Raw genomic sequence first — 4,857 nt, 5'->3', positions numbered from 1 at the left:
AGCCCATAGCCATAATGGCTATACATAGCATATGTGTTTTTACACGCCCAATACGTTTGCTTAATGGTTCTAATACCAGTGATGGTAATAAAAAACCAACAGTATTCAGTACGGCAAATGATACCCCGGTAATAAAGCCAATTTCATTGTTCTGAGCATTGGTTAGTTGATCGAGGGTAGCAAAGCCCATTATATTCTCTTTTATGTAAGAAAAGGTGTAAATAAACATGGTTTGCACACCAACCCAGGTAAAGGCATGGGCTATACAAATTTTAAGAAAGGCGAGTGAATTAGTCTTTTTTCCGGTATTGTTCGTTTCTATTACCTCATCTTCCGGAATGAGCTTTTGAGGCTCTTCGATAAAAAATGTGGGTATAATGGAGAATAGGAAAACCAAGCCGGCTCCCAGATATATGAGTATATAGTTGCTCACAAATGCTCCTATGAGATAGGCTACAACTCCAAAAAAACCGGATATGGTTTGCATCCAGGTATAGCCTTTGGTACGCACATCTCCACGAGGTGTAACATCGGCAATAACCGAACGCGTTGGGTTAAAACTAATGTTGATGGCCAGATCGAGCGAAAGAGCTACGGCAATGGCAACCCCAATCATTTCTTCTATGCCCAGGGCTTTGCCTATGATATCGATATTCGGTAAGGCCAGAAGCATTAGTGCTGCTATAGTGCCACCTACAAGGATAAAGGGTCTTCTGCGACCTCCCCAAAACCAGACCTTATCGCTTATCAGTCCAACGATTACCTGTCCTAAAATGCCGGCAGCCGGACCGGCAATCCACACGTAGCCAATCTCTTCAAGATTGAAGCCGAATTTGGTATTCAGTATCCAGCTGAGAGCAGCAATTTGAACGGAGAGGGCAAAGCCCATTGCCGTGGCAGGTAAACTGAGTACTATGAAGAAGGGTTTGGTGAGTTTTTTCTGAAAGCTAAGCATGGCCAAAAGCGGTTATTAACGAGTAATATACCGGTTTCCTTCCGTTTGGCTTATGCCAACGTTTGCATGCTGTTTTTTCCCAAAAAAGAGGGGCCAAAAGGTGGCCGGATGAACCAGCTCGCTTATCTCACATTGAATGTAGTACGGCCTATTTCGTAGTTGTCGGCCCAGATTACTACTTTATGGTCGCCTTTCTCAAAGTCAGTGCCCTTGTCATAAACAAAGCTTAAGGCCTGCTGAGAGTTGTCGAAAATTATTTCTTGAGCGGCAGTGAAGTAAATCTCTCGTCCGTCTACGGTAAACGACCCGGAACCTCTGGCTACATCGAATATTACATTGCCGGCAGGGTCTATTACCTGAATCAAAATACGGTGAGCTCCAGCCGGAGCCACTTCATTCTCAGCCAGGTTAAAAGTAACTTTTACCTTTTGAGCCTGTCGCTGCCGGAAGTCTCCTTCGCGTTCGCGCCCACGGTCGTTTACGTTATAAACCTGAATATTTTCGGCTTTCAATTTGGCGGCCAGGCCAATGCGTTGTTGAAGTTGCTGTTGCTTTTGCTGCGCTTCGTTGATGGTTTTGGTAAGCTCGTTTTGCTCTTCTTTTAACTCATTATTTTCTACCAGCAACTGAGAGTTAATGGCTTGAAGATGAGCTATTTCTTCATCTTTGGCTAAAAGGAGTTCTTCGTAGCCGGTTACCTTTCGGTCTAATCGTTGTATGAGTGCTTTGTTGGCTACACGCGTACGTTGAAGCTGATCTCTTTCTGCTGTAATGGAGTCTTTTACAGCCACCAGCGAGTCGATATCTCCTCCCAATTTGGCAATCTCAGAAATCTTATCACTCAGCTCAGTAGATATGCTGTCCAATTTAGAGGTGAGGAGCGTTCGGGTAGCATCGTATTCTGCTTGCAAGGCCTTTTTCGCCTGTTGGTCGGTATAAATCTTATAGCCAGACCCTAATACAACCACGGCAATAGCAACGATTAGAATAATCCGGATTTTGTCTTTTTTACCTTTTTCTGAAGGTGCCTCACTCATTTTTTGTCTCTTTAAATCAACTTTTTAACGACCTTTCGGCCAAAATATGGGCGAATTACCTAAACTTTTTTTAATAATTCAAAGCAGCACGTATGGAGCTTGGGGCCGACTATTGGGATAAAAGGTATGAAACTGGTGCAACCGGATGGGATATTGGTCATGTTTCTACACCTCTAAAGGCTTATTTCGATCAGTTACAGGATAAAAGCTTGCAGATACTTATACCGGGGGCGGGGAATGCCTATGAAGCAGAGTATCTCTGGCAAATGGGTTTTAAAAACGTATTCGTAGTAGATATTTCGGAAAAGCCATTGCGGAGTTTTGCCGAACGGGTAGGGGATTTTCCGAAAGATCAGCTCATTCATGCCGATTTTTTTGCGCTGAAAGGAGAGTATGATGTGATCGTTGAGCAGACTTTCTTCTGCGCTCTTAGCCCCGACTTAAGGCCTGCCTATGTAACGCAATGTGGTCGGTTGCTGAAAAATGGAGGTAAACTGGTAGGGCTTTTATTTCGCACAGCCATGAATTCGGACAGGCCTCCTTTTGGAGGTTCTAAAGAGGAGTATGTGGAGCTTTTTTCGGAGAGTTTTATACTCGAAACTATGGAGTTGGCGGTTAATAGTATTGAGCCAAGAGCAGGCAACGAACTGTTTATCAAGCTGTTGAGAAAATGACCGGCAGCTAGAAGTGGAGTATGTAGTGCCCGCGAGTGAGGCCGGGATCTAAAAATAAAAGACCTGCTTCGAAAAGGTCGATAGAGACAAAAATTTCGTCTTTCTTTCGAATGGTATCCCAGGCATGGCTCATTTCTTTAGACCAGTGAATATCGTCAATCACAATAATGCTTTTGTGATGGCATGCGGCCAATACGGATTCATAGTAGTGCAGGGTGGGGGCATATCTATGGTTAGCATCCAGGTAGGCCATGTCTATTTTCGGCAATCTATGAAGAGCGAGTGGAAGGGTCTCATCAATTGGGCCTTCAATAAGCTCAATGTTCGGCCGGTTGAATTGGTCGAAATGGCTCCTGGCCATGTGGCAAAGTATGGGGTCGCCTTCGAAAGTGGTGAGATGAACCTCCGGTTTAGTACTCATGTAAAGGCTGTTTAGCCCCAATGAGGTGCCAAACTCCAGCACCTGTGTCATATTAAATTGCCCGATAAGGGCATGTAAGAGTGCTGAGAATTTTGGTGGGGTGCTGGCATGTTTGGCCAAGGAAGAAACTGTGCGCTGTTTGGAGGAACTAACTCTGGAGCCTGCTCCAAAATCGGTGAGCTGTATGTATTTATGGTTATTGAGCAATTGTTGTCTTAGCTGTTCAACAGAGTTTATGCGGAACGACCGGCAGGGCTTGATTAATTCGCGGTATAGCTTGTATACGAAAGGAGAATGCAGCGAGTGCTCATCGGCTTGTTGTAGCCAGTAGTTTATAAATGCTAAAACCTGAAACAAGACTAGTTGAGTAAGAAGGGCACAATCATGTTGAACTCCGGAATCCTAACTTCAAATTCCTTGCCGTCCACAATTCGTTCCATTAGATAAGTACCGTACATTTTTCCGTAGCCGGATCTTAGGTTACAGCCGGAAACATACTCGTGTTTTTGTCCGGGCTCCAGAATGGGTTGTTGCCCTACTACTCCTTCGCCCTCAACTTCTCTTACCGTATTGTTAGCATCATGGATAAACCAATGGCGTCTATGCAACTTAATGGTATAATCTGCATTGTTCTCTATGGTAATGCGGTAAGTAAACACAAAGTGCAACTGGGCCGGGCTGGAATACTCGGGTTGATAACTGGTTTCAACACAAACCTTAATGCCTTTTGTGGTTGCTGTAACAATCATTTAATTCTCTCTTGTTGTTCTGATTTTCAGTGGCTGGCAGCCGAAGAAGCCTAATTACAAGGAAACTTCAGGTACTTAAGTTCCTTGCTAAACCTCTGGATTAGTAAATCAAACAACTTAATATTGAGTTTTAAAGTTAGAGATTACTTTCAAAATTGCTAATTCAGTAATTGAAAATTCAATGACAGTAAAAATTGAAGAGAGTTGGGGTAGGGTGCTAAGCCCTGAGTTTGAAAAAGACTACTTCCGTGAGCTAACCGATTTTGTGAAATCTGAATACGCAACACATACGATTTACCCCAAAGGAAAAGACATTTTTAGAGCTTTTGATGCCTGCCCTTTCAACGATGTAAAGGTGGTTATTCTTGGGCAAGATCCTTACCATGGTCCGGGGCAGGCCAATGGCTTGTGTTTTTCTGTACATGAAGGGGTGACCTTTCCGCCCTCTTTGGTCAATATTTTCAAAGAAATTAGAAACGACCTGGGTAAAGAAATTCCTCCGAATGGTTCGCTGGAGCGTTGGGCCAGGCAGGGAGTATTACTACTCAATGCAACCTTAACAGTGCGAGCACACCAGGCAGGTTCTCATCAAAATAAGGGGTGGGAAACTTTTACCGATGCTGTTGTAAAGGCATTGGCATCTCAGAAAAAAGGCTTGGTATATATGCTCTGGGGTAGCTACGCCCAAAAGAAGGCTGCAATAGTCAGTGCTAATGAAAATCTGGTACTCAAATCTCCTCACCCCAGCCCACTTTCTGCTCATAGAGGCTTCTTTGGCTGCGGCCACTTTAGCCAGGCGAACCGGTATTTAGAGGAGAAGGGTTTTGGCCAGATTGAGTGGTAAGTTGGTGCACTTCCTCTGCGGGTTGTTTTTCTCTTTTATACCTGTTCAATTTGCGTTCACAGGGGGCATTAATTAATGATTGGGATGTTAATTCGAAAGGGTTACTCATTTAGATCGCATTTGTTAGATCCAGTATACTAGCCACAAGCTGTATTCTCACAGCGTCTTTTAACAGCC

6 protein-coding genes are annotated in these 4,857 nt (G+C 44.0%); 2 read left to right on the top strand and 4 right to left on the bottom strand.

What is annotated here, in order from left to right; translation table 11 throughout:
* Together B3763_RS14715 and B3763_RS14710 are read right to left on the bottom strand one after the other, a co-directional pair.
* The coding region (locus tag B3763_RS14715; protein WP_286747490.1) for an MFS transporter at nucleotides 1-955 on the bottom strand (955 nt) is incomplete at its 3' end.
* A 122-nt stretch (nucleotides 956-1,077) separates the two neighbouring features.
* Nucleotides 1,078-1,992 carry a chromosome segregation protein SMC gene (locus B3763_RS14710; protein ID WP_189630671.1) on the bottom strand — a complete coding sequence of 305 codons (915 nt, stop codon included), beginning with the start codon at nucleotides 1,990-1,992 and terminating at the stop codon, nucleotides 1,078-1,080.
* 92 nt (nucleotides 1,993-2,084) lie between these two features.
* Between B3763_RS14710 and B3763_RS14705 the strand changes: the two genes are divergently transcribed.
* The gene (locus tag B3763_RS14705; RefSeq protein ID WP_286747489.1) at nucleotides 2,085-2,666 is read left to right on the top strand and encodes a methyltransferase domain-containing protein; all 582 of its coding nucleotides are present in this window, start codon (nucleotides 2,085-2,087) and stop codon (nucleotides 2,664-2,666) included.
* A gap of 7 nt (nucleotides 2,667-2,673) precedes the next feature.
* Here B3763_RS14705 and B3763_RS14700 read toward each other — a convergent pair whose 3' ends face one another.
* The gene (locus B3763_RS14700) at nucleotides 2,674-3,444 is read right to left on the bottom strand and encodes an O-methyltransferase (RefSeq protein WP_286747488.1); all 771 of its coding nucleotides are present in this window, start codon (nucleotides 3,442-3,444) and stop codon (nucleotides 2,674-2,676) included.
* Nucleotides 3,445-3,446: 2 nt separating this feature from the next.
* Nucleotides 3,447-3,836 (bottom strand): Co2+/Mg2+ efflux protein ApaG, encoded by a 390-nt coding sequence (gene apaG, locus B3763_RS14695; protein ID WP_370299093.1) that lies wholly within the window; start codon nucleotides 3,834-3,836, stop codon nucleotides 3,447-3,449.
* A 181-nt stretch (nucleotides 3,837-4,017) separates the two neighbouring features.
* Here apaG and ung point away from each other — a divergent pair, with 181 nt between their 5' ends.
* Nucleotides 4,018-4,680 (top strand): uracil-DNA glycosylase, encoded by a 663-nt coding sequence (gene ung / locus B3763_RS14690; protein WP_286747487.1) that lies wholly within the window; start codon nucleotides 4,018-4,020, stop codon nucleotides 4,678-4,680.
* Nucleotides 4,681-4,857: the final 177 nt, after the last annotated feature.

The sequence above is a fragment of the Roseivirga sp. UBA1976 genome, assembly GCF_002336325.1.
Lineage (GTDB): Bacteria > Bacteroidota > Bacteroidia > Cytophagales > Cyclobacteriaceae > Roseivirga > Roseivirga thermotolerans.
Note: the sequence above shows the minus strand (reverse complement) of the source record. Positions and strands in the feature narration are given on the sequence as shown.

Excerpts from the sequence above, each read along its gene's own strand:
- ung (WP_286747487.1), top strand. The coding sequence starts at position 4,018 with ATGACAGTAAAAATTGAAGAGAGTTGGGGTAGGGTGCTAAGCCCTGAG.
- B3763_RS14705 (WP_286747489.1), top strand. The coding sequence starts at position 2,085 with ATGGAGCTTGGGGCCGACTATTGGGATAAAAGGTATGAAACTGGTGCA.
- apaG (WP_370299093.1), bottom strand. The coding sequence starts at position 3,836 with ATGATTGTTACAGCAACCACAAAAGGCATTAAGGTTTGTGTTGAAACC.
- B3763_RS14710 (WP_189630671.1), bottom strand. The coding sequence starts at position 1,992 with ATGAGTGAGGCACCTTCAGAAAAAGGTAAAAAAGACAAAATCCGGATT.